This is a genomic window from Thalassotalea psychrophila, assembly GCF_031583595.1.
Taxonomy (GTDB): domain Bacteria; phylum Pseudomonadota; class Gammaproteobacteria; order Enterobacterales; family Alteromonadaceae; genus Thalassotalea_A; species Thalassotalea_A psychrophila.
The window spans coordinates 4,592,738-4,616,282 of the sequence record NZ_CP134145.1 but is presented as its reverse complement, the minus strand read 5'-3'; the positions used below and the strand labels follow the sequence as shown (position 1 = coordinate 4,616,282).

The window sequence follows — 23,545 nt, the reverse complement described above, 5'->3', positions numbered from 1 at the left end:
GTGCACTAAGGTAGTACTTATTTCTACCGAGTCTTAAGGTAGTCTGAATAGTAATTATTCTTTATTTTGAAATTAGCATATATGCAAATTAGTAACAAATATATCGTCGAAGGCATTGTTTTTATTAGCTATGTTTTATTTGCTATGGCTTGGGTAGGCGGAACGGCCAGTATGAGCCAAATCATGCTTTCAATGCAGGTAGATAGTTTTGCTTCTGCGAGCTTTATCAGCGGCTCTGTTACTTTGGCGAAAATTGTAGGCACGTTTATGGCTGCGTGGCTAGCAAGCAAATTAGGCATTAAATACGCATTTTTTATGGCATGTATCTTAACCGCTGTTGGTATCATTACCCCCTTTGCCGATAATTATGAAATTTTATTAGCAAGTCGGTTTTTGATGGGCTTGGGCGGGGCGTTAATGATTGTGTATTTCAACCCTATCGTCATGAATTGGTTTAATGCTGGGCAACGTCCTACCGTAAATGGCATAAATGCCGTCGCGTTTAATGTTGGTACAGCAATTATTTTGTGGACAATGCTTGATATCAACGAAGTCACTGGAAGTTGGCAAAATAGCTTATTAATATTCTCTATTGCCAGTTTAGTGTTGGCAATAGCTTGGTTGTTTGTGCGCTTTGATAAAACAGAAAGCGCTAACCCAGAGAGTGGTGGAGATGTTGAGCCTGCAGTGGCCAGCTATAGCTATGTTGATGGTCTTAAAGATAAATTTACCTGGGCTTATGCATTCACCTATTCAGGCTTATTAGCGTTTTATATCTGTTTGTTTACCTTCTACCCAAAGGCAGGTATCAGTCAAAGTAAATGGGTCATTGGCTTTGGTATTGTCGGCACATTAGCGGGTATTATTTACAGTAAAAAATTCCCTAACAGAGTGCCTGTTATTCGTTGGTCTGGACTGATTATGGTGATCACTATTATCGGATTGTCGTTTAGTACCTCGCCTCTTGTGCAAACATTATCAGCAATTACCTTAGGCTTTTTTATTTTCTTCCCCGTTACTGCCTTGGTCACCTTACCGCATGAGTTACCAAAAATGACTCCGCAGAAAATTACCGTGGTATTTAGTTTGTTTTGGTCAATTAGCTATTTATTTTCTACCATTGTTTTATGGATATTTGGCAAAATGGTCGACGCCAATAATGGCGATTTCACAGCGGCATTTATACTTATCACCTTGATCAGTAGCACATTTTTCATTGGCAGTTTCTTCTTACCGGAAACTAATCAATCTAAGGAAACAGCATAATGAGAGGAGTGGTCTCGCCTAAACTGGAGAATTTTCTAGAACAAGTTAATGCTGCAATAAGAGATGCAAAAGCGAATAACATTACTTTTACTCCTGAGCAAACGCGGATCAATTTAAATAATTTATCTGCGTTAATACCACAAGGTCCAGAAATTGCCCTGGTAAAAAAGGAACGTTTAAACGTTCAAGGCAGAGATGTTCCGGTCACCATATATAACCCGGATCCAGAGCGAAAACTACCTGTGCTTATCCATTATCATGGCGGTGGGCATATGTGTGGCAGTGTTGAATTGTATGATCCAATTAGCCGTAATTTGGCCAATATTTGCCAATGTATTGTTATCTGTGTTGAATATCGTTTAGCCCCTGAGCATCCTTATCCTGCTGGGATTAATGATTGCCAGCAAGTACTTATACGCTATAAAGAGCTGTTAACCGACATGGTATATGGTGAGCAAGTCTATATTATCGGTGATAGTGCTGGTGGGGCAATTTGCACGACACTAAGTCAGCAAAGTCTATCCAATGCTGATATTAAAATTGATAAACAAATATTAATTTATCCAAGTGTCGATTACACCATGAGTAGTAAATCGATGAATGAAAATGGTCATGGATTTTTACTCGAACAAGATAAAATTAAATGGTATTTCGAACAATATTTTCAAGAAAGCTCTACTAATCAAGAGTTTGTCAGAACAGCATCCCCATTATATGGAACATTTAGCACGTGTATGCCGCCCACATTAATTTTCACTGGCGGTTGTGATCCGCTCAAGGATGAAGGAATTGCTTATGGAAGATCACTTGAAAATGCCGGTGTTGAAGTTGAGAATGTGCATTTTAAAGGTATGATCCATGCTTATATGTTGTTGCATTCTTTAGTCGCAGAGGAATGCCAGCAAACTTACCAGTCAATAGCCAAATTTTTATCCACAACATAATTGTGCTTAAATCTTATAAATATTTGTCACTTTACCTACCTAGCCTAATCTGAATTTCTTTCTATACTTTATAAATATTTATTACGAACAGTCGGTTCCATACATAGCTACCAAGCTACATAAAATAAAGAGAGTATATGAATAGATTTATCCTATTAGTGTTTATGCCAATTTTAGCCATTTTATTATCCAGTAAAGCTTTGGCAAATGATCCGCACCAAATCAGCTATGGCAACGTAAAGTCGGTATTAATTACTACCGCTGATTCCGATATCCTACAAAATACAATAATTGGTGGCGCGTTAGGGATGGCAATTGGTAATAATACCCAGGCAACTTTAGACGGTGCTGCTGCAGGGTTTGTCATCACGTCTCTGATGGAAGGCGATAGAAGAGTGTTTTTATACACTATAGAGGTAAATGAAGGCATTAAGAAAATTGCCATGGAAGAGGGAGGTATTGGTGAAGGTAGATGTGTTGCTATCGAAACTGATAACAACCATACCAACGTAAGGGCGGTATCTTCCACATTCTGCTTGCAATCAAACCATAAAGCGCTCTCTTCAGATGAAGTTGTCAAACAACAGCAATCTCAAGCTCAGCAATGCAAAGCGGCGAGAAAAACAGTATTAACAGCCACAACCGATGATGAAATCGATCATGCCATGGTGAAAGTACGCGCTCTTTGTGAATAAATTAAAAATTTTAAATTCAAGACACCCATTGAAAAATATAGAGAATATTATGAAACACTTATTTAAATATATTAGTTTTTTGCTGTTATCTTTATCTTTAATTGCCTGTACTGGCACGGTTAGTTCCGTTGATAGCAAAGGCGAAGGGGCTGGACATGTGTACGTTATTTCAGAAGTAATTGCTAAGCGACTGATGATGGCGGCGATGAAATCTGAATTCAACCCACAAGACATCAAAGAATTATCTGCACCTAAGATCGGTTATCATTCAAAAGTGCAATGGGGTGTCGATCAAGACACTATTGAATTAACCGCATTACCTGCACAAGGTAAAGATGCTGCTGGCGAAACTGTACAAGGTTACGTTTTTTCAGCTGAACATTCAGGTACTGCACCTGCCGCAGGAAGTCCGACGATTGAACGATTACTTGCGCATATTGTGAAAGATGCAGAAACGTTAGGTAGCACCGCCAAATTCACTAAGCTATTAAATTAATATTGAAACAATTTATAGCTGCAATCAGTACGCCACTAGCTTCGATTTTTGGCAGTGGCTTTTTAGTCATTGTGCCTATTTTGGCTGGCGCTGTAGCATTCTATTCTGTCTATGCAATGTTCGTTGTCTGTTTACTCGCGTTTATCGTTGGTGAAGTGATTCGATATAACATCAAATACGTAGAACCTTACCTTGTTGATGCACCTGCTAAATCAACATTGCTTTTTCAACGTGTATCTGATCTCGCGTTAGTGTTGGCATACATTATTTCAGTGTGTTTGTACTTACACATTTTGTCGGCATTTGTTCTTACCGCCATTGGTTATGATAACCACTTAAATGAAGATATTTTAACCACACTAATCATCATTGCCATAACACTGACTGGCTTGATTAAAGGTTTGAAACCTTTAGAAAAAATAGAAACCTTGGCATTGTGTGTCACCTTGATGGTTATTGTTATTTTGTGTGCAGCCCTCGCTGGTTTTGACCTTTCCATTTGGCAACAACAGTCTTCTTTTACCATGCCAATTTGGGTCGAACAGTCTACTTGGCAAGTTCTGACTATTCTTGCCGGTACGTTAATTGTTGTGCAGGGGTTTGAAACCAGTCGTTATTTAGGGCATCAGTACGATGCGAGTTTAAGGGTAAAAACTTCTCGTTGGTCTCAAATCATATCTACTCTTGTGTATATAAGCTTTGTCGCTCTGGCTTTGCCGGTCGTTCATACGTTAAATGGTCAGTATAATGATCACAGCTTAATCGACTTAATTGCTACGGTATCTGTATTGTTGGTTACACCTTTGGTGTTAGCTGCTGTATTGAGTCAATTTTCTGCGGCTGTTGCCGATACCCTTGCGGCCTCTGGTAGTATGGTTGAAATGAGTAAGGGAGTAATAACAAACGCGCATGGCTATATGTTTGTGGCCGTTGGTGCTATCGCTTTAACCTGGTCGGTAAACACATTTGAAGTAATTGCTTTAGCGTCTCGTTCATTTGCATTGTATTATTTTATTCAATGTATTGTTGCCATTTCTGTGACGAGAAACAGCTATTGGAAGTTTGCTTTAGTCATTCTATCGGTCATTTTACTGTTTATCACCTTGTTTGCTAAACCGGTAGGATAAACGTTTTTAAGATGTTTTTAATAAAAAAAGCCACATAGAATAACTATGTGGCCTTGAATAATAACGAGTGCTAATTAGTCTCTTCTCCTCACTCAGCTTAGTTTTTTTAATGAAATATTAAAAAGACACCTTCCTTTATATGACGGTATAGGGATCAAAAAAGAAGACAGAGATCGAGTGATCAATGCCTATCAACGAGGCGCAAATGATTCTGACTTGGGGAACAGTTATGGCTTAGGGGTAGCCTTTGCAAGTGTAATTAGTGAATGGCATAAAGGAGAGCTACAAATAAATAGCTCTGCAACATTAGGAGGAACAAAAGTCATTTTAATTTTACCAAACCAAGCAAACTGATTTTGAGTGTTACTGAGCTGTCCAGGCGCCATCAATAGGTATTGAAGAACCAGTAATAGTCCGAGCGGTATTGCTGCATAAAAACAACACTAATTCACCTACTTGCAATGGGTCGGTCATTTCCGGTAATGGTTGTTTAGCGGTGATTAATTTATATTTTGCTTGTTCAACGGTCAGTTTATCATTGCCTGCCATGGCATTTATTTGTTTGTTTATAAGCGGGGTATCTACCCAACCTGGGCAAATTGCATTAACCGTAATGCCATGCTCAGCACACTCTAAAGCTGCTACTTTGGTTAATCCTACAATGCCGTGTTTTGCCGCGCAGTAAGCTGATTTATGGGCTGAGGCGACTAGTCCATGCACAGAAGCGATATTAATTATTCTACCCCAACCTTGTTCTCGCATCTTAGGAATTGATTTTTGCATGGTGTGAAAAGCTGCGCTGAGGTTTATTGCGATAATATCATTCCACTTACTAGCAGGAAACGTATCTATGCTTTCGGTATGTTGGATACCCGCATTATTGACTAAAATATCTATTTTACCCATTCGCTTAATGGCATTATCTACAAAGACAATTAACCCTGCTTCATCCCTTAAGTCGGTGTTATCAAATAGAGTTTCAATGCCATAGTTTTGTTCAAATTGCTTGGCTAATTTATCGCCTTCAGCGTCACTAGCGAGACCGTGTAAGATTAGATTTACTCCTTGTTCAGCTAATACGTGGGCTGTTGCCAGCCCGATACCACTGGTGGAGCCGGTTATTAATGAAACTTTACCTGTTAATGTCATCAATTTTTACCTTATTAAAATGAATAAGGTAAACTTTAGCGAAAAAGTAACTATAAATATTTAGTACCTTAGTACCAGTAGCGGTTTTAATTAAAGGATGGAATTAAGGGAAAATATTGGAAAGAAACTATCTGCTGTACGGTTTGCTTTACAGGTGTAATGTCTGTTACAGCGGCGCATTATCCAGCTTACTCAACAGCTTAAGTAGGCTTTCTTTTTCTTTTGTAGTCAGTGTATCTGTTACTTGTTCTTCATGTTCAAGCGCAATAGGCACCAACTGCTGGTACATCTCTAAGCCATTTGTCGTCAGAGTTAATTCATGGCTTCGTTGATCTTTACTGTCTAAGTCTTTGACCACTAAGTCTTTTTCTATCAACCTTTTTACCGCTCTCGACACGGCAACCTTGTCCATGGCGATACGATTTGTTATGGCAACAGCGGAAAGTTTAGTTTCCTCACCGAGCACAGCTAAAATGCGCCACTCCTGCACGCTAATTCCATATTGTTTGCTATATTTAACTGCTAACGATTGTGAAATACGGTTGGCCAAAGCAGACAAGCGATATGGTAGAAATTGTTGTAAAGATAAAGTGCCATCATTTGCTGTGGTCATAACACGTGCCTTGATTGTAATTAGTTACAGATGCAACTAAAATAGTTTCATCTGTAACTAATCATAACATATAACTAAGATAAGAGCGCACGAACAACATAAATAGTGCTCAGAATAGTGGAGAGAACATGACTGATTTATTTGAAAACCCAATGGGCCTAGATGGCTTTGAATTCGTAGAATTTACCGCACTAGAAAAAGGCATTTTAGAACCTGTATTTGCAAGCATGGGCTTCTCACATGTTGCTAACCACAAATCAAAAGATGTGACGTTATGGCGACAAGGTGACATCAACTTTATTGCTAACTATGAAAAAAATAGTCATGCAGATTATTACGCGCAAGAACATGGTTCTTCAGCTTGTGGTATGGCTTTTCGCGTTAAAGACGCACAAGCAGCATACAAACGTGCTCTTGAAAAAGGCGCACAACCTGTTCTTATTGAAACCGGTCCTATGGAACTTCGTCTTCCTGCAATTAAAGGTATCGGTGGTGCTACTGTTTACCTAATCGACCGTTATGAAGGTACGAACACTATTTATGATATCGATTTCGATTGGATTGAAGGTGCAGATCGTCACCCTGAAGGCTGTGGTTTCCATACGTTAGATCATTTAACTCATAACGTTTACCGTGGCCGTATGGCTTACTGGGCTGAATACTACGAAAACTTATTCAACTTCCGTGAAATCCGTTTCTTCGACATTAAAGGCGAATATACTGGTTTAACATCAAAAGCGATGACAGCACCAGATGGTAAAATTCGTATTCCTTTAAACGAAGAAGCTGGCGGCGGCGGTCAAATTGAAGAGTACTTAATGAAGTACAACGGTGAAGGTATTCAACATATTGCTTTTGCTTGTGATGATATAGTTGCTTGTTGGGATAGATTAAAAGCCCAAGGTATCAAGTTTATGAAAGCACCTCCTTCTACCTACTATGACATGTTGGAAGGTCGTCTTCCTGGTCACGGCGAGCAGACTGAGCAGTTGCAATCACGTGGAATTTTATTAGATGGTTCTACAGAAGGTGAAAACCCTCGATTATTATTACAAATATTCTCTGACACATTACTAGGTCCAGTATTCTTTGAATTTATTCAACGTAAAGGTGATGAGGGTTTTGGTGAAGGTAACTTTAAAGCGTTATTCGAGTCTATCGAACGTGATCAAGTTGAACGTGGTGTTATTGGTAACAAAGACGCATAAGAAGCGGTTGAAGACTAGGAGGTATTTATGGCGATTAAACGTATTCATCATGTAGCATATCGCTGCAATGACGCTAAAGAAACGGTAGAATTCTATCGCGACTTATTGGGCATGGAATTTCAATTAGCAATTGCTGAAAATGAAGTGCCATCGACTAAAGCTCCAGATCCATACATGCATGTATTTTTAGATGCAGGTCAGGGCAATGTTTTAGCGTTTTTCGAATTACCAAATTCGCCAAAAATGGGTCGTGACATTAATACCCCTGAATGGGTACAACATATTGCTTTTGAAGTAGAATCTATGGATGAGTTATTAGCGACTAAAACTAAACTTGAAGACGCTGGTATTGATGTATTAGGTCCAGTTAACCATACTATCTTTAAATCAATTTACTTCTTTGATCCAAATGGCCATCGTATGGAGCTTGCTGCACAAACGGCAAAGCCAGGTATGATGGAAGAATTAAAGCGTGTTGCACCTGCCATGTTAGATGAATGGGCAATAACTAAAAAAGCGCCAAATCATGCAGCCTGGTTGCATAGTGACGCTGACTTTGATGAAAAAAGTTTTCTAGGTGATAAATAATGAAATTAGCAAGTATTAAATCAGGTCGCGATGGCCAACTTTATGTAGTAAATACGGCACTTACTAAAATGGTAAGTGCAACTGATATTGCCCCAACAATGCAAGCGGCATTAGATGATTGGGCAACTGTTGAAGCACAATTAGAAGCACGTTTTGCTGCATTAGAGGCAGGTGAAGTTGCAGGTGTTGAGTTTGACCAAACCGCATGTCATTCACCACTTCCACGAGCATATCAATGGGCCGATGGTAGCGCCTATGTTAATCACGTAGAGTTAGTACGTAAAGCACGTAACGCTGAAATGCCAGCAACGTTTTGGACTGATCCATTAATGTATCAAGGCGGTTCAGATACGTTCTTAGCACCACGCTCTCCTATTTTAATGCCACAAACTGAAGGTTTTGGTATCGATTTTGAAGCAGAAGTTGCGGTAATTACTGGCGATGTTCCTATGGGCGTTAGCCCTGAAGATGCACTTAACTACATCAACTTAGTGATGATCGTTAACGATGTATCGTTACGTGGTTTAATTCCTGGCGAATTAGCCAAAGGTTTTGGTTTTTTCCAATCTAAACCTTCAAGTGCATTTAGCCCGGTTTGTGTAACTCCGAGTGAACTAGGGGATGCATGGCAAGGTGGTAAGTTACACCTACCGTTATGCTCAAAGTACAATAATTCACTATTTGGTAAGCCAGAAGCTGGCGTTGATATGACTTTCCACTTTGGTCAGTTAATCGCTCATGCAGCTAAAACTCGTCCGTTAGCATCAGGCACAGTTATTGGTTCTGGTACAGTTTCTAACAAGTTAAATGACGGCCCAGGAAAACCAGTCGCTGAAGGCGGTGTAGGTTACAGTTGTATCGCTGAAATCCGTATGATTGAAACTATTGAAAATGGTCAGCCAAGCACGCCATTTATGAGCTTTGGTGACAACATTCAAATTGAAATGTTTGATGCAAATGGTCAGTCTATCTTCGGTCAGATTAACCAAGATGTAGTACAAGCATAAGCTTTAAAAATTAGCTGAAACTAATTTAAAAGGCCGGATGATATTAAAATCATCCGGCCTTTTTTTTGCACAGGGAAAATTTATCAGCCTAAAGGAATTGGCATGCCATTTATTAGCGCTTGGCCATTAGCAAAAGTAAAATCAAATTTCACTTCAGCTTCATCAGCTACTAGCATGTTTTGCATAATCAAAGCCTCAATATTCTGCTGCATACCAATTGCATTGAAAAACTCCACAGGAGCTTTGCCATTAGCGTCTGCCTTTAATGCCATAATTATGGTCATCGGATTATTGGCATCAAGCAAGTCTTGATCAAATTCAATATTCAATTGGCTAGCAATTTCACCTTGCTCGGTTTGCATGCCTAGTTTTTTAATTTTAAGCTCTGGGCCCGCGGCTAGCAGTTTCGGCAGTAAGGCCTGGATTTGCATGATCATATGATTTGGATCTTGCTGAGCATTGTTACTTACCAATACATTTTGAAATTCTTGATAAACATCTAAATCTAATTTGTTGAAGCTTACTAAATAAGAGAAATCTTTAAACTCTTGTCCAACAGCATTAATGTTGGCTACGGTTATATCCGCATCTGCGTACATTAAACCATCTTTTTCATGGCTAGTAGATATTACGTTGAGGTCTTTCATGCTGATTTTTTCAGACTCAATCGGCCCTAAAATATCAAGACTAGCAAGAGTGAAGTTAGAATCGCCAACCGTAAGAGCGTTATAACTCAGTAAGTCACCTCTTACTACTTGTTGGTCAGCTGAAAATTGCATTTTTCCAATGGATAAAACTTTATCATCAAATTCACTGAAATCTAGCCCTTGCCAATCACCTGAAAATTGCAATTGACCATCTTTAGTCATAGATGAATCAATGTTCATCGCATGAATATCAAAAGTACCTTGTTCAGTTGATACTTGAAATGCTTGTAAATTCATTGAAGATGTCATCGTGCCAGTAAAGCCAATGCGAACATAACTATCTAGCTTATCTTTACTAAATGTATGATTAAATTCTAAGGTATCATTTTGGTTGTGAGCGATGTCAAAATTGTAATCGATATCGACTAAACCAAAACCTAGACCATTTGATTGCCACAAAATTGGGCCATGCTGTAAGATCTGTTTAGAGGTTAGGGTAATTTGTAGCGGTTCAACTTGCTCGGGGAGGTCTTGTGAAATCGTGGCCACTATATCTGCAGTAGAGCTAAACCAACCACGATGATAATTTTCAATGCTCACCGTCGCATTTGGCAGGTTTTGCATTTTTGCAAGCATGTTTTCCATTTCAGTTTGAGCCAGCTTTCCTGCAAAGTATGGCGCAACCAATAACCCTGAAACTACAGCGGTGGCAATTAATCTCTTTTTCAATGTAACTATTCCTTTAAAATTTTTTATTGTTATTAGTTTCCAGCAACCATCATAGCAATTATTTTAATATTGGTAAGCTATTTTTGTGATCCTAATTGGTTGTGATAGTGTAAATTACAGTTCTATAAAGTAACTGAGAATAATAATGAAAACCCTATTAAAAATTATTGTAGGAATAACTGTCGTTATAGTCCTTGTTGGCTTGTACAGAGCCAATACCTTATATGTTGATACCCAATATTATCCCACTAATGAAACCCAAAAAGTTGCGGTTGATGTTGAAAAAGCTGTAGCTACATTTTCCAAAGCTATTCAAATTGCTACTGTTTCCAAAGATTATCCTGCACCTGTAACACCAGAGCCATTCTTAGCTTTCCATCAACATTTAATTGCCAGTTTTCCTGCGGTGCACAGCTTTGCAAGTAAACAGGTTATCAATAATTATAGTCTTGTTTATAAGTTTGAAGGTACAGATAGCAGTTTAAAACCCATTTTATATATGGGCCATATGGATGTTGTACCAGCCGATCAAGATACTTTAGATAAATGGACACATGCGCCTTTTTCAGGAACTATTGCGGATGGCAAAATTTGGGGGCGTGGCGCAATTGATGATAAATCAACTGTGATGGCTTTAATGGAAGCCATGGAATTAACGCTAAAGCAAGGTGTGCCACCTAAACGAACCCTTTATTTTGCCTTTGGTCATGATGAAGAAATTGGCGGTAGCCAAGGGGCCAAAAAAGTAGCCGAATATTTTCAGCAACAAGGTGTAAGCTTTGAGTTTGTGCTCGATGAAGGCGGCTTGATTACAGAAGATATGATAAGCATTGTTGAGCAACCACTTGCAATTATCGGCATTGCTGAGAAAGGTTTTATGAACATTCGCTTAATTGCTGAAAGACCCGGCGGGCATTCATCGATGCCGCCTGAAAATACCGGTCCAGGGATTTTGGCGCAAGCGATAGTAAAGCTTGAACAAAATAAGTTTCCAGCAACAGTAAAGTATACCAATATCACCTTTGATGCAGTTGGTAGTCATTCTGACTTAGCAACACGTTTTGCAATGGCAAACCAGTGGCTAACTGAACCATTGATCATTGACCAAATGTTAAGCGAACAGAGAACAGCAGCAGGTGTTCGCACCACTACAGCAGTAACAATGCTTAAAGGCAGTAGCAAATCAAATATACTGCCAACTAAAGCGAGCGCGGTGGTTAACTTTAGAATTTTACCTGGAGAAACAACCGACACAGTATTGGAGTATGTGAAATCAGTAATTAATGATGACCGGATCAGTTATGAAGTATTTATGGCAAATAATCCGTCAAAAGTATCAAGTACTGACACTCTCGGCTATAAATTGATTTCACAAACCATACGTGAATTTGCTAACGATGCTCTGGTTGCTCCATATCTAGTGATGGGCGGTACAGATTCTAAATATTTTTATCCATTAACCGATTCTGTTTATCGTTTTTTGATGATGCGAGTTAACCCAAAAACAATGAAAATTGTACATGGTATCGATGAACATATCAGTATTGAAAACTATGTGATGAGTATTCAATATTTTCATGAGCTGTTGCGAAAATCAGCATTTGATAACGAAGCGCCTAAGTAATTTATATTAAAGGTTACAATGATTACTCTTCGGTTAGGTAATCTTTGTAGCCTTTGATGCCAAAATAACGAATCGATTTTTTTTGCGTGATCCTTTTGGCAATTAATATTTCAGCGCAATAAATTTTCACCACTTGTTTATCGGTATTGTTATCAACCTCAAAGCTGTGTTTATTATTTAAGCGTAAATTATCGAACTCACTGCGCATGATTAATTTCATTAAAATCTCTTTTGTATAGCTTTGTTAACATCAGCATATTTAATGCGTAAGCTAATGTCACGGTAGTTTATGTACTAATGCTTTTCTATAAGCTAAAGTAAGTTTATAAAAGCGCTTTTTAATATAATTAAGTGTTTGATTTAAATGATGATAAGGTTGTGTTATGAAATGGAAATTTAGTAATAAATCATTGCAAAATAATTTATTAATGTTAGTTGGTTTAGTAATTTCAGCTAGTGTAAGCGCCGCAGATGTTGTTGATTATAACGATGTATTTGAATTGGAATATGCAGCGTCGCCACAAGTTCATCCCAATAAAAAAACAGTAATATATGAACGTCGTTCCATGGATATCATGGGTGATAAAACTCGCAGTAGTTTATGGCAAGTAAATTTAGACGGTAGTAATCATCGGCCATTGCTTTCAGGTAAAGAGAGCTTTCGCTCTCCTACATTTTCACCTGATGGCAAGCGCTTAGCATATACTTCGGCTTTTGATGGTTCGAACCAATTATATGTTCGTTGGTTAGATACTGGCCAAACAGCAAGAGTGACTAATTTACAAAATTCCCCTAGCTCTATTTCATGGTCACCCGATGGTACACAAATTGCCTTTTCAATGTTCAGCCCAAGTAAAGGCAGCTCGTTATTTAAAGACATGCCTAAAAAACCTAAAGGGGCTAAATGGGCGGGTACTGCAACCTATATAGATACCACCAACTATCGCGAAGATGGCGGTGGCTATGTTGAACCTGGATTCAGCCATATTTATATCGTACCAAGTGATGGCGGTAGTCCAAGACAAATTAGCTCAGGAAATTTCCACCACAACGGACCTATTAATTGGAGCAAAGATGGTAAGCAACTTATCATTGATGCGGACAGACATGATAATTGGCAATTAAGGCCAAGAGAAACTGATGTATATGCAGTTAATGTTACAGACGGCACCTTCACCCAACTTACCAATCGACAAGGGCCAGATGCTCGACCTTTAATTAGCCCAAACGGTAAACATATCGCTTATTTAGGATTTGAAGATAAAAAATTAAGCAGCCAGAATTTACATTTAAATGTGATGTCTATCGATGGTAAAAATAGTAAAGATCTTACCCCTACGCTTGACCGTTCAGTTGCTAATATTCAATGGAGTAGTGACAGTAAAGGCTTATATTTCGCATTTGCTGATCATGGTCAACAACAACTTGGCTATGTTGATTTAGCTGGCAAGTTAACAAAAATGAAAACTAAACTTGGCGGCCAATCGTTAGGTCGTCCATATACTTCTGGTGATTATAAAGTGGTAGGAGATGGTAGAGTAGTATTTACCCAAGGGAACCCAAATCGACCAGCCGATTTGGCGGTTGTTAATACCAAAGGAGAGGTGAAAAAGTTAACGGCGTTAAATGAAGATATATTTGCCCATAAAATCATGGCAAAAGTTAGAAGTTTAACTGTTATCTCCTCACTAGATGAAAAATCAATTGAAGCCTGGGTTGCCTTACCACCCAATTTTGATCCGGCAAAAAAATACCCGCTTATTCTTGAAATTCATGGTGGTCCGCATGCTGCATATGGGCCTAATTTTGCCATGGAAATTCAATTAATGGCTGCCCAGGGTTATGTGGTTGTTTGGGCTAACCCTCGCGGTAGCACATCTTACGGTGAAGATTTTGCGAACTTAATTCATCATAACTACCCATCTAATGACTACAACGATTTAATGGATGTAGTCGATGGAGTTATTGAAGAAGGGTATGTTGATCAAGAGCAGTTGTTTGTAACTGGTGGTTCTGGTGGTGGTACGTTAACAGCGTGGATAATTGGTAAAACGAATCGTTTTAAAGCTGCCGTGGTGGCTAAGCCAGTAATTAACTGGATGAGTTTTAGTTTAACCGCCGATGGTTATAGTTATTTCACTCAATATTGGATGCCAGGGATGCCTTGGGACAATGCCGGACATTTATGGGAGCGTTCGCCACTATCATTGGTAGGTAATGTTAAAACACCAACTATGTTATTAACTGGTGAATTTGATTATCGCACACCCATGAGTGAAACCGAGCAATACTACCAAGCGCTACAATTACAAAAAGTAGACTCGGCAATGGTGAAAATTAAAAAGTCTGGTCATGGTATAGCTAGAAGACCGAGTAACTTAATTCAGAAAGTTGGTAATATTATGGCTTGGTTTGAAAAATATCGAGCTAAAGAAATCAAATACCAATAAAATGTAAAGGACGCTAAGCGTCCTTTTTTTTGCTTTGTTGTTTGTTTTTGTGGTCTTCACTGAATGAACTTGGCAATATTTCAACACCAACCAAGCGGCTTAGCTTTATCATTACTGGAATAGTAATTGGAGCAAAGGGCAACACGGCAAAAACACCAAGCCCTAAACCTTTAAGCAAGTCTATAAACTGCTTGTTGGCCACTTGCATTTCATCTGCTGTTGCTTGTCGACGAGTATACTTTTTGTATATCGACAACATTTCTTTAGTTTCAGCTTTTTCTTGGCTAAGAGCTATTTTAAGTATTAGCATTTGTCGTTTAAAACGATAAACGCTACGCCTTCTTTGAATTCTAATAACCCGAAAAGGCGCTTTAAAAATAAAAACTCTAAGTTTCATAGAATACTTGCTATAAAGTTATTTAGCAGCTCGGCGTAACAAGCCAAAACCTAAAATGCTCAATATCCAAAATAGTGAACCACCGCCAGATGAGTCGTCTTGATCGTCTTTTTTGGCGGTAGATTCTGGTGGTAAATCTGGCTGAGTATCTTGGTTAGCGTTGGTGATAGTAATAGATTCAACTAATACATAATGCTCTTCAGTTATACCATCGCCTGCAGGTGCTGTTTGTAATGGCGTATCTGTAAAAGCCGGCAAACCTAGTATCTCATATTGAGGCAGCTCATTAATTTGATCAACAATGTCCATGCCTAAGGTAACCACACCAAATACGGTAAAACCATCATTTTGATTATCTAAATTAGCACTATTGTTTTGTGTATTAAAAAACCATTGATTAGTCGCACTATTTGGATCATTCGATTGTTTTGCCATAGCAATTGTACCGCGCACATTCGAAAATACAGGTTCGTTCTCTACTGATGTGAATTTTTGTTCATCAACAACGTTTCCGGTCTCAATGTTATAGTTAAAACCACCACCTTGAATAATAAAATTAGTCATAGAACGATGAATAATCGAATTCTGATATGAACCAGTTTCAATATAACGGATAAAGTTATTAACAGTTTCTGGGGTATGTTCATCTAAAAGATTGACTTCAATTTGACCCATGTTGGTATCAAATAACACTACTGTTGCTTGTGCTGGTGTGCTTAACGCTATAATGCCAGCAAACAAAAAGGTAAATAAGGAAAGGTTAGTTTTATTCATCATCTCTACTACTTAAATTAAATGAAATTGCAGCTTAAACTATATCCATCTTAAAGCAAGGGGCAGCACCTTTAATTTGCCCCTTAATTTGCAGTGTAATCTTTCTATCTTCTACCTAACCAAGCAATGATGAATGCTAAAGCGAATGGAATTATTCGTTCTAAATAATCTCCTGGAGCCGAAGGAAATAAACTCAGTATTACCGACAGAGCAAAGCCCGTAAAAATTGCAGCAAAAGCGTACTTACCATCTACCGATTTGCTGATAACTTTTACTATCAACAAAGGACCAAAAGCCGCCCCCAAAGCATTCCAGGCAAATAGCACTCTTGAGAAAATATCATCTGGTGCATATAAAGCTATAAGCATAGATATCACGCACATAATTACTACGGTTAAGCGTGAATATAACAAGCTGTTTTTATTGTTCTTATTCTTGCTAATATCGTAAGAAATAGCCGACGCAGATACCAATAATTGGCTATCAGCAGTAGACATAATAGCGGATAAAATCGCGGCTATAATGACTCCGGCAATCACCGGCGGAAACAGTAAATTAGTAACGTCTAGTAAAGCTTGTTCACTGTTTGCTACTGGGTCTATCAATACTTTTGCACACCAGCCAACAATCAGCATGCCGGTGATCACAATAGCAGACCAACCGACAGCAATGAATTTAGCTTGTTGTACTGACTTTTCATCACGTAATGCCATCATTCTATTTACTACATGCGGTTGTCCAGGGTTACCTAAACCGATGCCAAGTAGACCAAAGATAAAAGCAATACCAACCAAACCACTATGTTCACCAGTGATAGACATCTGTGTTGTGCTGAAAACATTATGCATTTGCTGCCATAATTCAGTTGGGCCGCCAATGGCAAGTAAGGCTGCAATAGGTAACACTAAACCCGCTAACGCCATCAACAAACCTTGTAAGGTATCGGTAATACTTACCGCCCAAAAACCACCTAGTAAGGTATAAATTAAGATAATGGTAGTGCCCATCACTATGCTGCCTGCCATTGAGAAATCAAAGGTACTAGCAAACGTTGTACCTGCAGCTTGAAATTGTGCGGCAATATAAAATGTAAATGCAAACACGATACAGACAGAGCAAAGCCATAGAATTGGGCGGGTAAGTTTGCCACTGCCATTTGCTAATAATTCAGATAATGTTACTGACTGCTCAGCCGCCGCTTTCTTTTGCAGTTTTGGTGCAAGCCATATCCAATTAAACATGTAACCACCAACAACTGCTGGTACTATCCAAATGGCAGACAAACCCATTGCATAGGCGGCACCACTCATACCAAGTAATGTCCAAGCTGAAGATGCTGACGCGGCAGAACTAATAGCTGCAACCCAAGGTCCAAGTCCACGACCACCAATAAAGTAATCTTCGGTAGAGCTAGTCTTTTGGTTGGCATAAAACCCTATGCCGACAAGGATGATTTTGTAGATGACAAGGGTAATGAGAACGGTTGTTGTATAATCCATGATGCTTTTTATTATTGTTATTTAGATATTTTTCTACACAGTAACAGTATCTTTTTCAAATTTCATCACTATGTAAGAATGAATAAGGGGACTGAACAATCTCAGGCCCCTTTTGTTTACTAATAAAACGCTTGTAAGCCCGTTTGTGCACGACCAAGAATTAACGCATGTACATCATGAGTACCTTCGTAGGTATTTACCGTTTCAAGGTTAATCATATGACGAATTACATGAAATTCATCGGCAATACCATTGCCGCCGTGCATGTCACGTGCCATGCGGGCGATATCTAGTGATTTTCCACAGTTATTGCGTTTTACTAGTGAAATCATCGCAGGTTCAAAGCGCTTCTCATCGATTAGTCGACCTACGCGCAATGACGCTTGTAAACCTAACGTAATTTCAGTTTGCATATCGGCAAATTTCTTTTGAAACAGTTGTGTTTGCGCCAATGGCTTACCAAATTGAATGCGGTCTAAACCGTACTGACGGGCTCGATGCCAACAATCTTCAGCCGCACCCATAGCACCCCATGAAATACCGTAACGAGCCATGTTTAAACAACTAAATGGACCTTTCAAGCCGCGAACGTCTGGAAACATGTTCTCTTCTGGTACAAACACGTTGTCCATTACTATTTCACCTGTAATGGATGCACGTAACGACATTTTGCCTTCAATTTTTGGTGCAGATAACCCTTGCATACCTTTTTCTAAAACGAAGCCACAAATTTGGTTATCGTGTGCAGCACTTTTTGCCCAAACCACAAATACATCAGCAATAGGGGAGTTAGTGATCCACATTTTGCTACCCGTTAACTGATAACCCCCGGGTACTTTTTTAGCTCGAGTTTTCATGCCCGCTGGATCAGAGCCTGCATCTGGTTCGGTTAAACCAAAGCAACCAATCCACTCACCTGTAGCAAGTTTTGGTAAATACTTTTCTTTTTGAGCTTCGCTACCCCAAGTATTGATGGGATGCATTACAAGAGACGATTGCACACTCATGGCACTGCGGTAACCACTATCTACACGTTCAACTTCACGGGCAACTAAACCATAAGAAACATATGACACGCCAGAACAACCATAGCCATCAATAGTGGCACCAAGAAGTCCTAACTCGCCAAATTGACGCATTATGTTTGGATCAAACTTTTCATGGCGGTTGGCCATTAAAATGCCTGGTTGAAGTTGCTCCTGACAAAAATCACGGGCCATATCACGGATCATGCGTTCATCTTCTGACAGCTGATCGTTAAGTAATAAAATATCTTCCCAGTTAGATGTTACTGCGCTCACGTATACTCTCCTGTTGGCATTCAAGTTAATTTTACAGTAATTGACATATGTCTATTGTAAATCTTACTTGTAATTGCCTTGTTTGAATGTGTCAATAATAATGATTGAAAGCATAACAACTCAAATGTTATAACAATATGTCAAATATCAAATTTGCCTTTTAAGATGAGATCTTTATGGAAACAACAACTAAAACAGCAAAAGAAATATATTTAGAAATTAAAGCTAATCCTAGCAGAAAAAAATTTGGCTTTGGTAAAAAAGCAGTATTAGTAAATATCGATCCACAAAAAGCATATACCTGCGTAGGCGAATTTAAGACGGCTTACGAAACAGATCCTAAACAAATGGATTATGTTAATGAGTTAGCAAAAGAATTTAGAAAACTAGGCTGGCCAGTAGTGTGGACGCATGTTGCCTATATGGATGATGCGTCAGATGCAGGTATTTGGGGCACACGTACAAATACTGAAGACTCATTGCAAAATATTAAATTTGATTCACGCCGTAGTGAATTTGATGACCGATTAGAAATCGATAAAGTTAAAGATGCAATTTATTTAAAGAAAATGCCATCAGCATTTTTTGAAACGCAATTACAATCATTACTCGTTTGGCATCAAGTTGATACGGTAATTCTGACTGGCGGTTCAACATCAGGCTGTATCAGAGCAACTGCAGTGGATAGCTTATCTCGTGGTTACCGTACTATCGTGCCAGAAGAATGTGTTGCCGATAAACACGAAAGTTACCATTACGCCAATCTTACTGATTTACTATTGAAGTATGCCGATGTTGAAGATGTTGCCGACGTGAAAACTTGGCTAGCTGAGAAATCATAGGGTAAATAAGCATGAAAGCAAATCCAGAATATTACGATTACTGGCCTTATGAAAACAGGCCAAAAATAACCTGGCCAGGTGGTGCAAAAGTTGCATTTTGGGTAGCTCCTAATATTGAGTTCTATGAACTTAATCCTCCTAAAAATCCACATCGCGCAGCATGGCCACAACCTAACCCTGCGGTGCCGGGTTACAGTATTCGCGATTATGGCAATCGAGTAGGGCATATCCGTCAAATGGAGTTGCTGGAGAAATATGGTATTCGTGGTTCAATTTCATTGTCTACGGCATTGTGCGATCATCATCCTGAGATCATTCAAATGTCTAAGGAACGTGATTGGGAGTTCTTCAGTCATGGCATTTATAATACCCGTTATACCTACGGCATGAGCGAGCAGCAAGAACGTGACATGATCAAAGATTCGATGGAAAGCATTTATCGGAGTACCGGGCAAAAATGTGCCGGTTATCTGGCGCCGGCGCTTTCACATTCAGATAACACCATTGATTTATTTGCCGAAGTTGGCAGTGAACTATTTGGCAATGATGGCGGCATATACACTTGCGATTTATTTCATGATGACCAGCCAACCAATATTCATACCCGCAGTGGTAAACAATTTGTGTCAATTCCTTATTCATTAGAAATGAACGATACCATCGCTTTTGTGGTTAATAAAATTGAACCACGCCGATATGGGCAAATGCTTAAAGATAACTTCGACCGTTTATACCAAGAGGGTGAAGAGTCGGGCACAGTAATGTGTATACCAACTCATAACTATCAAGTGAGTTGTCCACATCGCTTAAAAGCATTCGAAGAAGCACTCGATTACATCACTTCGCATGATGACGTATGGGTGGCAACGGGCCGTGAAATAGCCGAATACTACCGTGATAATTATTTCGACATGATGCAAGCCGATATTGAAAAAAGAGTACTTAATCCATTTGCCGGTAAACCAGCTGAGGAGTCTAAATAATGGCATTAGATAACAGTTATTTAGAATATAGTGAGCGCAGCTATGGCATGGACCATCAGCGCTATGATTGGAGCATGTTGGCTCAGCGAAAACCGGTCAATTGGCCACAAGGTAAAAAGCTGGCGGTGTGGGTTAATGTTGGTTTGCAACAATACCCGTTAGATCAAAAAGGCATTCCATTTAAAGTACCTGGCGGTATGACCATGCCGTATCCTGATTTACGCCACTTTAGTTTACGAGATTATGGTAATCGTGTTGGTCTATATCGGTTTTTAAAAGCGTTCGATAAATATGGAATAAAAGCAACATTTGCAATGAACACCGAGCTTGCCGAGCAAAACCCATACTTGCTCGATGTAATTAACAAGCGCGGCGATGAAATAATCTGTCATGGCTGGAATATGGATAGTCTGCATTTCGGTGGACAAAACATTGATGAAGAAGCCAAGCTGGTTAGTGAAAGCGTGAATCGGTTACGTGAGCTTAGCGGTCAACCTATTCGTGGTTGGTTAAGTCCTGCAAAAAACCAAAGTGACAACACACCGGAGTTATTAAAACAAAACGGTATTGAATTTCATTGTGACTGGGTAAATGATGATATGCCTTATGTGTTTAAAACAGATAACGGTGATATGTGGTCAATGCCTTTGTCGACAGAACTTAGCGATCAATTTGTGCTGATGAATAACCTGCATAGTGAACAAAGCTATGCCGAGCAAATTATCGATGCAACACAGATGCTAGCCGATGAAGCTAATACCCAAGGAGGGAGAATTTTAGCATTACAAATTCATCCTTGGTTATTAGGTCAACCGCACCGTATTGCGAAGTTGGAACAAGTATTAGAATATTTTGCCAGTAGAGATGATGTTTGGTTTGCTCATGCCAGTGAAATTCTTGATTGTTTTAGCAAGCAACAATAAAGAAGAGGCCGGTCTTTTATCTACTTTGCGGCTTTTACGAATTATGAGGTGGTTGAATTTGGCATAAAGTTGCTGTTCAGAGCCACCTTGAAACTGGAGGAGGTCCCACCCAAAAGCACGGTGGGATGACGGTGCACTTTTTCTAAATATTGGCGCTATTTAATAAAACTAAATATCTACAATATTGACAATTTGCGTTGTACCAGATTCTGAAAGCGTGAATTTAGCATCCTTATAACTTGGCGGCCCCATCGAACCTTTGGCATTATTTGAAGTGGCAACAGGCTCTTTGGGCATACCTATCCAATTAGAGTCCATCTCTTTATTTTGGTCCCAATCTTGGTAAATTTGCAATGCATATTCGCCTTCTGGTAGCTCTATTTGGGTTATTAAAACACCTTCGATAACCTTATCTTTTAAGTTAACAACATGCTGCTTAACAATATTTTTTTTGCCGTCTTCCAACCAGGTTTTTGAGCTATTATATACGGTAACAACGATATCACCTTTGGTCGACTTAATATCGTGAACCTCAACGGTTAGAGTTGCGGCCAAAGTACTGAATGTGCTTGTCAGTGTTAATAAACAGGCAAAGGCTATTTTCATCTAGATGCTCCAATTAAGACTTTATTTAGTCAGTTTAGTACAAATTAGTTTAAATAAAAAAGGGACTTGTTGTTACCAACAGGTCCCTTTTCTTTTAGCTGCTATTAGTCATTATACGGCCGATTTGCTAATTTGAGCGTATCGACCAGAATGGAAGACCAATGGATCTTTGCCATCATGAGCGTCAAAATCGAGCACTCGACCAACTATAATTACATGATCACCGCCTTCGTATTGATGTTCAACTTGGCATTGAAAACGAGCACAGTATTCACTAAGCATTGGCACATCGGCAATACCTGTTTCTAGCTCAACATTAGCAAATTTATCTGCGCCTTGACGAGCAAATAGGTTCGATAAATCTTGCTGTTCTTCGCTTAACACATGCACGGCAAAGTGATTTGCTTCTTTAAAAGCAGGTAATGACCGAGCACCCTTATCGATGCTCCATAAAATTAATGGCGGATCTAGTGACACGGAGTTAAAACTACTTATAGTCATGCCAATTAGTTCATCACCAAATTTGGTGGTTACTATGGTAACGCCGGTAGGAAACTTGCCTAAAGCATTTCGAAACTGTATTGGATCAATACCTGGCTTAGTCATATAAATTCCTTAATCTTTAACATAACGAGCGGCAAGCACGTTTTCACCTTCAGTCCAATCAAGCACACCAAAAGTTGTATATAGTTCATTATTTGATTGATAGAACTGCCAAACCGAACATAAGCTGTATTTATCATCGATCAGTGTATCGCGTGATTTTAACTTAAACGCTTCACCATAAAAGTGTTGAGTGCTCCATAAGTAGCGGCCATAAGCGCGGCCATTACCGTAAACATCTGGGCCTTCAAAGCTATGCACACTATCAACACGTGAACGTTTATAACTAAAGGTACGTTCAATAGCGCCAGTCATCGTAACGGTTACGGTCGCGCTACGCAGTGATGTTGGCGTATAATCGATAACCACATCGGTGGTACCTATTTTTTCTTGTGATGCATCATGCACATCAAGAGTACCAGTCCACTGTCCCGAAGTCTTAACCGGTAAAATGAATGGCTTTTTAGCATCTAATTGTTCTTGTTCTAAAAAGTTTTCTACAAATTTCTGTGTTTCAGGGTTGGTGTCGTGATCTTGAGTTACTACATATAAACCATTAAATACTGCTACCAGCGTATCGGCTTCAAATAACTGTGACGAGTAAACTTGTAATCCATGCTCTGGCAAAATCAAATTAACCGTGCGTAAATCGGTATTCCAACCTGGTGAATAGTAATTCGAGTCTACCAATAAACCATAAGGCTTACCCGATCCCATAAAATCAGGACCACAATAAACACGGTCTTTATCGCTATCAATTACGCCAAATTCAAATTTAGCACCGGCAGTATCGAAACGGTTGCGTAATGGCCCAGAGTTTTGAAAATTGGTTTCCATCCAGTATGTGGTTTTGTCACCTTCAAAAACTGAAGAACGATTAACTTTATTAAATCCTGTATGACTACCATCGGCATCGAAAACTGATGGCAAACCATGCCACTCACCGGTAATTGCTTGTTGAAATTTACTTGGTTTATTCTCTGACATCTCGATTAACTCTTATTTAAATTTGTTTTAATGTTTGACTATGAATCAAATGTACTATGGTTATAACATTATGGCAAATAGGTTGTG

Annotated in this window: 25 protein-coding genes; 14 read left to right on the top strand and 11 right to left on the bottom strand. The window is 39.1% G+C overall.

Annotation, left to right across the window (positions count from 1 at the left end):
• Positions 1-81 precede the first annotated feature (81 nt).
• From RGQ13_RS19325 to RGQ13_RS19300, 6 genes are all read left to right on the top strand, one after another.
• The gene (locus RGQ13_RS19325; protein ID WP_348391364.1) at positions 82-1,266 is read left to right on the top strand and encodes an MFS transporter; all 1,185 of its coding nucleotides are present in this window, start codon (positions 82-84) and stop codon (positions 1,264-1,266) included.
• On the top strand, positions 1,266-2,210 hold the full coding sequence (locus RGQ13_RS19320; protein WP_348391363.1) for an alpha/beta hydrolase: 945 nt from the start codon (positions 1,266-1,268) through the stop codon (positions 2,208-2,210). The genes RGQ13_RS19325 and RGQ13_RS19320 overlap by 1 nt, the downstream gene beginning before the upstream one ends.
• Positions 2,211-2,347: 137 nt before the next feature.
• Entirely contained in the window at positions 2,348-2,905 is a 558-nt protein-coding gene (locus RGQ13_RS19315; RefSeq protein WP_348391362.1) for a hypothetical protein, read from the top strand.
• 49 nt (positions 2,906-2,954) lie between these two features.
• Positions 2,955-3,401 (top strand): hypothetical protein, encoded by a 447-nt coding sequence (locus RGQ13_RS19310; protein WP_348391361.1) that lies wholly within the window; start codon positions 2,955-2,957, stop codon positions 3,399-3,401.
• Between the two features lie 2 nt (positions 3,402-3,403).
• On the top strand, positions 3,404-4,528 hold the full coding sequence (locus RGQ13_RS19305; protein WP_348391360.1) for a hypothetical protein: 1,125 nt from the start codon (positions 3,404-3,406) through the stop codon (positions 4,526-4,528).
• Between the two features lie 114 nt (positions 4,529-4,642).
• A complete protein-coding gene (locus RGQ13_RS19300) occupies positions 4,643-4,882 on the top strand; it encodes an ATP-binding protein (protein ID WP_348393438.1) in 240 nt (79 codons plus the stop codon).
• 9 nt (positions 4,883-4,891) lie between these two features.
• On the opposite strand, the gene RGQ13_RS19295 is transcribed toward RGQ13_RS19300, so the two are convergent.
• Complete coding sequence (locus RGQ13_RS19295) at positions 4,892-5,677, bottom strand: 3-hydroxybutyrate dehydrogenase (RefSeq protein ID WP_348393437.1); 786 nt, start codon at positions 5,675-5,677, stop codon at positions 4,892-4,894.
• A 166-nt stretch (positions 5,678-5,843) separates the two neighbouring features.
• A complete protein-coding gene (locus RGQ13_RS19290) occupies positions 5,844-6,290 on the bottom strand; it encodes a MarR family winged helix-turn-helix transcriptional regulator (protein WP_348391359.1) in 447 nt (148 codons plus the stop codon).
• A 128-nt stretch (positions 6,291-6,418) separates the two neighbouring features.
• Here RGQ13_RS19290 and hppD point away from each other — a divergent pair, with 128 nt between their 5' ends.
• Genes hppD through RGQ13_RS19275 form a run of 3 tightly spaced genes read left to right on the top strand, consistent with a single transcriptional unit; the run spans position 6,419 to position 9,093 of the window.
• Positions 6,419-7,498 carry a 4-hydroxyphenylpyruvate dioxygenase gene (gene hppD / locus RGQ13_RS19285; RefSeq protein ID WP_348391358.1) on the top strand — a complete coding sequence of 360 codons (1,080 nt, stop codon included), beginning with the start codon at positions 6,419-6,421 and terminating at the stop codon, positions 7,496-7,498.
• 27 nt (positions 7,499-7,525) lie between these two features.
• A complete protein-coding gene (locus RGQ13_RS19280) occupies positions 7,526-8,086 on the top strand; it encodes a VOC family protein (protein WP_348391357.1) in 561 nt (186 codons plus the stop codon).
• A complete protein-coding gene (locus RGQ13_RS19275; protein WP_348391356.1) occupies positions 8,086-9,093 on the top strand; it encodes a fumarylacetoacetate hydrolase family protein in 1,008 nt (335 codons plus the stop codon). Before RGQ13_RS19280 ends, RGQ13_RS19275 begins: the two co-directional genes overlap by 1 nt.
• Before the next feature lie 83 nt (positions 9,094-9,176).
• Here the strand turns inward: RGQ13_RS19275 and RGQ13_RS19270 are convergent, their stop codons facing one another.
• A complete protein-coding gene (locus tag RGQ13_RS19270; protein WP_348391355.1) occupies positions 9,177-10,469 on the bottom strand; it encodes a YdgA family protein in 1,293 nt (430 codons plus the stop codon).
• A gap of 145 nt (positions 10,470-10,614) precedes the next feature.
• Between RGQ13_RS19270 and RGQ13_RS19265 the strand changes: the two genes are divergently transcribed.
• Positions 10,615-12,093 (top strand): M20 family peptidase, encoded by a 1,479-nt coding sequence (locus RGQ13_RS19265; protein WP_348391354.1) that lies wholly within the window; start codon positions 10,615-10,617, stop codon positions 12,091-12,093.
• Between the two features lie 22 nt (positions 12,094-12,115).
• On the opposite strand, the gene RGQ13_RS19260 is transcribed toward RGQ13_RS19265, so the two are convergent.
• Positions 12,116-12,313 (bottom strand): hypothetical protein, encoded by a 198-nt coding sequence (locus RGQ13_RS19260; RefSeq protein ID WP_348391353.1) that lies wholly within the window; start codon positions 12,311-12,313, stop codon positions 12,116-12,118.
• 163 nt (positions 12,314-12,476) lie between these two features.
• Between RGQ13_RS19260 and RGQ13_RS19255 the strand changes: the two genes are divergently transcribed.
• On the top strand, positions 12,477-14,543 hold the full coding sequence (locus RGQ13_RS19255; RefSeq protein ID WP_348391352.1) for a S9 family peptidase: 2,067 nt from the start codon (positions 12,477-12,479) through the stop codon (positions 14,541-14,543).
• A gap of 13 nt (positions 14,544-14,556) precedes the next feature.
• Here the strand turns inward: RGQ13_RS19255 and RGQ13_RS19250 are convergent, their stop codons facing one another.
• The 4 genes from RGQ13_RS19250 to RGQ13_RS19235 all read right to left on the bottom strand — a co-directional run bounded on the left by RGQ13_RS19250 (position 14,557) and on the right by RGQ13_RS19235 (position 18,514).
• Positions 14,557-14,940 (bottom strand): hypothetical protein, encoded by a 384-nt coding sequence (locus RGQ13_RS19250; protein WP_348391351.1) that lies wholly within the window; start codon positions 14,938-14,940, stop codon positions 14,557-14,559.
• Positions 14,941-14,958: 18 nt separating this feature from the next.
• Positions 14,959-15,717 (bottom strand): peptidylprolyl isomerase, encoded by a 759-nt coding sequence (locus RGQ13_RS19245; RefSeq protein ID WP_348391350.1) that lies wholly within the window; start codon positions 15,715-15,717, stop codon positions 14,959-14,961.
• A 101-nt stretch (positions 15,718-15,818) separates the two neighbouring features.
• Positions 15,819-17,213, bottom strand: a complete 1,395-nt coding sequence (locus tag RGQ13_RS19240; protein ID WP_348391349.1) for a sodium/proline symporter — start codon at positions 17,211-17,213, stop codon at positions 15,819-15,821.
• A 119-nt stretch (positions 17,214-17,332) separates the two neighbouring features.
• Positions 17,333-18,514 (bottom strand): acyl-CoA dehydrogenase, encoded by a 1,182-nt coding sequence (locus RGQ13_RS19235; protein WP_348391348.1) that lies wholly within the window; start codon positions 18,512-18,514, stop codon positions 17,333-17,335.
• Positions 18,515-18,690: 176 nt separating this feature from the next.
• On the opposite strand from RGQ13_RS19235, the gene RGQ13_RS19230 reads away from it, so the two are divergent.
• Genes RGQ13_RS19230 through RGQ13_RS19220 form a run of 3 tightly spaced genes read left to right on the top strand, consistent with a single transcriptional unit; the run spans position 18,691 to position 21,262 of the window.
• Entirely contained in the window at positions 18,691-19,356 is a 666-nt protein-coding gene (locus RGQ13_RS19230) for an isochorismatase family protein (RefSeq protein ID WP_348391347.1), read from the top strand.
• An 11-nt stretch (positions 19,357-19,367) separates the two neighbouring features.
• A complete protein-coding gene (locus RGQ13_RS19225; RefSeq protein WP_348391346.1) occupies positions 19,368-20,339 on the top strand; it encodes a polysaccharide deacetylase family protein in 972 nt (323 codons plus the stop codon).
• Positions 20,339-21,262, top strand: a complete 924-nt coding sequence (locus tag RGQ13_RS19220) for a polysaccharide deacetylase family protein (RefSeq protein WP_348391345.1) — start codon at positions 20,339-20,341, stop codon at positions 21,260-21,262. The genes RGQ13_RS19225 and RGQ13_RS19220 overlap by 1 nt, the downstream gene beginning before the upstream one ends.
• A 168-nt stretch (positions 21,263-21,430) precedes the next feature.
• Here the strand turns inward: RGQ13_RS19220 and RGQ13_RS19215 are convergent, their stop codons facing one another.
• The 3 genes from RGQ13_RS19215 to RGQ13_RS19205 all read right to left on the bottom strand — a co-directional run bounded on the left by RGQ13_RS19215 (position 21,431) and on the right by RGQ13_RS19205 (position 23,458).
• On the bottom strand, positions 21,431-21,868 hold the full coding sequence (locus RGQ13_RS19215) for a DUF2141 domain-containing protein (RefSeq protein WP_348391344.1): 438 nt from the start codon (positions 21,866-21,868) through the stop codon (positions 21,431-21,433).
• Between the two features lie 111 nt (positions 21,869-21,979).
• Positions 21,980-22,474 (bottom strand): flavin reductase family protein, encoded by a 495-nt coding sequence (locus RGQ13_RS19210; protein ID WP_348391343.1) that lies wholly within the window; start codon positions 22,472-22,474, stop codon positions 21,980-21,982.
• 9 nt (positions 22,475-22,483) lie between these two features.
• A complete protein-coding gene (locus RGQ13_RS19205) occupies positions 22,484-23,458 on the bottom strand; it encodes a hypothetical protein (RefSeq protein WP_348391342.1) in 975 nt (324 codons plus the stop codon).
• Positions 23,459-23,545 lie beyond the last annotated feature (87 nt).

Coding starts and splice junctions, on each gene's coding strand:
- RGQ13_RS19240 (WP_348391349.1), bottom strand. CDS start 17,213: ATGGATTATACAACAACCGTTCTCATTACCCTTGTCATCTACAAAATC.
- RGQ13_RS19275 (WP_348391356.1), top strand. CDS start 8,086: ATGAAATTAGCAAGTATTAAATCAGGTCGCGATGGCCAACTTTATGTA.
- RGQ13_RS19320 (WP_348391363.1), top strand. CDS start 1,266: ATGAGAGGAGTGGTCTCGCCTAAACTGGAGAATTTTCTAGAACAAGTT.
- RGQ13_RS19230 (WP_348391347.1), top strand. CDS start 18,691: ATGGAAACAACAACTAAAACAGCAAAAGAAATATATTTAGAAATTAAA.
- RGQ13_RS19315 (WP_348391362.1), top strand. CDS start 2,348: ATGAATAGATTTATCCTATTAGTGTTTATGCCAATTTTAGCCATTTTA.
- RGQ13_RS19205 (WP_348391342.1), bottom strand. CDS start 23,458: ATGTCAGAGAATAAACCAAGTAAATTTCAACAAGCAATTACCGGTGAG.
- hppD (WP_348391358.1), top strand. CDS start 6,419: ATGACTGATTTATTTGAAAACCCAATGGGCCTAGATGGCTTTGAATTC.
- RGQ13_RS19245 (WP_348391350.1), bottom strand. CDS start 15,717: ATGATGAATAAAACTAACCTTTCCTTATTTACCTTTTTGTTTGCTGGC.
- RGQ13_RS19280 (WP_348391357.1), top strand. CDS start 7,526: ATGGCGATTAAACGTATTCATCATGTAGCATATCGCTGCAATGACGCT.
- RGQ13_RS19265 (WP_348391354.1), top strand. CDS start 10,615: ATGAAAACCCTATTAAAAATTATTGTAGGAATAACTGTCGTTATAGTC.
- RGQ13_RS19295 (WP_348393437.1), bottom strand. CDS start 5,677: ATGACATTAACAGGTAAAGTTTCATTAATAACCGGCTCCACCAGTGGT.
- RGQ13_RS19255 (WP_348391352.1), top strand. CDS start 12,477: ATGAAATGGAAATTTAGTAATAAATCATTGCAAAATAATTTATTAATG.
- RGQ13_RS19250 (WP_348391351.1), bottom strand. CDS start 14,940: ATGAAACTTAGAGTTTTTATTTTTAAAGCGCCTTTTCGGGTTATTAGA.
- RGQ13_RS19210 (WP_348391343.1), bottom strand. CDS start 22,474: ATGACTAAGCCAGGTATTGATCCAATACAGTTTCGAAATGCTTTAGGC.
- RGQ13_RS19325 (WP_348391364.1), top strand. CDS start 82: ATGCAAATTAGTAACAAATATATCGTCGAAGGCATTGTTTTTATTAGC.
- RGQ13_RS19215 (WP_348391344.1), bottom strand. CDS start 21,868: ATGAAAATAGCCTTTGCCTGTTTATTAACACTGACAAGCACATTCAGT.
- RGQ13_RS19290 (WP_348391359.1), bottom strand. CDS start 6,290: ATGACCACAGCAAATGATGGCACTTTATCTTTACAACAATTTCTACCA.
- RGQ13_RS19260 (WP_348391353.1), bottom strand. CDS start 12,313: ATGAAATTAATCATGCGCAGTGAGTTCGATAATTTACGCTTAAATAAT.
- RGQ13_RS19225 (WP_348391346.1), top strand. CDS start 19,368: ATGAAAGCAAATCCAGAATATTACGATTACTGGCCTTATGAAAACAGG.
- RGQ13_RS19220 (WP_348391345.1), top strand. CDS start 20,339: ATGGCATTAGATAACAGTTATTTAGAATATAGTGAGCGCAGCTATGGC.
- RGQ13_RS19310 (WP_348391361.1), top strand. CDS start 2,955: ATGAAACACTTATTTAAATATATTAGTTTTTTGCTGTTATCTTTATCT.